Origin of the sequence: Promicromonospora sp. NPDC060271 (assembly GCF_042726755.1) — a bacterium.
Classification (GTDB): Bacteria; Actinomycetota; Actinomycetes; order Actinomycetales; family Cellulomonadaceae; genus Promicromonospora.
This window is the reverse complement of sequence record NZ_JBHXBG010000320.1, coordinates 1-1,423: the sequence shown is the minus strand read 5'-3', so window position 1 is coordinate 1,423 and position 1,423 is coordinate 1. Positions and strand designations below refer to the sequence as shown.

Genomic DNA, 1,423 nt, shown 5'->3' with positions numbered 1-1,423 from the left:
ACCCGCCCCGACCCCCCCCGCGGCCCCCCCGCCCCCGGTCATCCTTTCTAAACCGCCTCCTATCGCCATGGCGCCGCTCCCGCCGGGCGCGCCCACGGCCCCCGCGACCGCCCGTTCCACGACGGTCTACGCGGCGCTGTCGCGCACCACCCAGTCGGCCAGGGCGGACAGCGGGACCAGCAGCTCACGGCCCCGCGCGGTGAGGCCGTACTCGACGCCCGGCGGGACCGTCGGGAACACGGTCCGCACGACGAGCCCGTCGTCCTCCAGCGTCCGGAGGGTGCGCGTCAGCATCCGCTGGCTGATCCCGTCCACCCGCCGGTGGAGCTCGTTGAACCGATGCGCACGCTCGGCGAGCAGCATGAGGATCAGCAGCGTCCACTTGTCGCCAAGCATCCGGACCGCATGCGTGACCGGGCACGCCTCGTAGTCCTCGACCGGGACCTTCCCTGGCAGCCCGGCGCCGACGGCGGCGGCGACCATGTGGGGCACACCGGTGTTCCCATCTGACATGAAAGTGCCTTCTTCCGAGACGTCCGCGCGACCGTGAGGATCGATCCCGTCACCGTATCCAACGGGCGGCCAAGTTGACGACGAGGAGACAAGAGTGAGCACCTCCCCCACCCTGCTGGTCCTGGGCGCCGGCCCCGGGCTCGGCATGTCGGTAGCCCGGCGCTTCGGCGCAGAGGGATACGACGTCGGTCTCGTCTCCCGCAGCGCCGAACGGCACCAGGGCTACCTGGACGACCTGCGCTCGGCCGGCGTCCGCGCGGTCGCCGTTGCCGCGGACGTACGAGCCCCCGGCGCGATACGCCGCGCGATCGACGAGGTCCAGAGCAGCCTCGGACAGATCGACGTCGTCTATCACGGGCCGGGCGCGGACAACCCCGCAGCCCCGCCCGTCGGCATCCTCGAGACGGGCGTCGAGGACGTGCGCGCTGCCGCCGCCCAGGTGGTGGAGCCCGCCGTCGAGCTGGCGAGGCTGGTCCTGCCCGGGATGCGCGAACGCGGCAGCGGCGCGATCGTCTACGTCGCGGGGCTCAGCGCGCTGGTCCCGCTGCCGTTCCTCGGACCGTTCGCGCCGGCTTCGGCAGCCCTGCGCACCTACGCCCTGACCCTCGCCGAGGCCGCGGCGGCCGACGGCGTCCGCGTCGGGTCGCTGGTGGTCGGCGGACTCATCGAACGCGGCGACATCCACCGCATGCTGACCTCCCTGCCCGCGAACGCCGACGGCACACCCGGCCTGGACCTTCCCACGACGACCCTCGACCCCGACGACCTGGCCGACGCCGTCTGGCGCATCGCAGCGGGCTCGGAGCGCGAGATCGTGGCGGACGCCATCACGGTGTAGTCGTTGCCTCCGCCGCAGTTCGAGTTCGGTCGGTTGCTCTGAGATCGGTCAATCAACCGACCGATCTCAGGG

2 protein-coding genes are annotated in these 1,423 nt (G+C 72.5%); one reads left to right on the top strand and one right to left on the bottom strand.

The features are described 5' to 3' along the window. Positions 1-126: 126 nt before the first annotated feature. On the bottom strand, positions 127-513 hold the full coding sequence (locus tag ACFWE2_RS25350) for a winged helix-turn-helix transcriptional regulator (protein ID WP_377226972.1): 387 nt from the start codon (positions 511-513) through the stop codon (positions 127-129). Between the two features lie 94 nt (positions 514-607). Here ACFWE2_RS25350 and ACFWE2_RS25345 point away from each other — a divergent pair, with 94 nt between their 5' ends. After that, on the top strand, positions 608-1,351 hold the full coding sequence (locus tag ACFWE2_RS25345; RefSeq protein WP_377226971.1) for an SDR family NAD(P)-dependent oxidoreductase: 744 nt from the start codon (positions 608-610) through the stop codon (positions 1,349-1,351). The last annotated feature ends 72 nt before the right edge of the window (positions 1,352-1,423 follow it).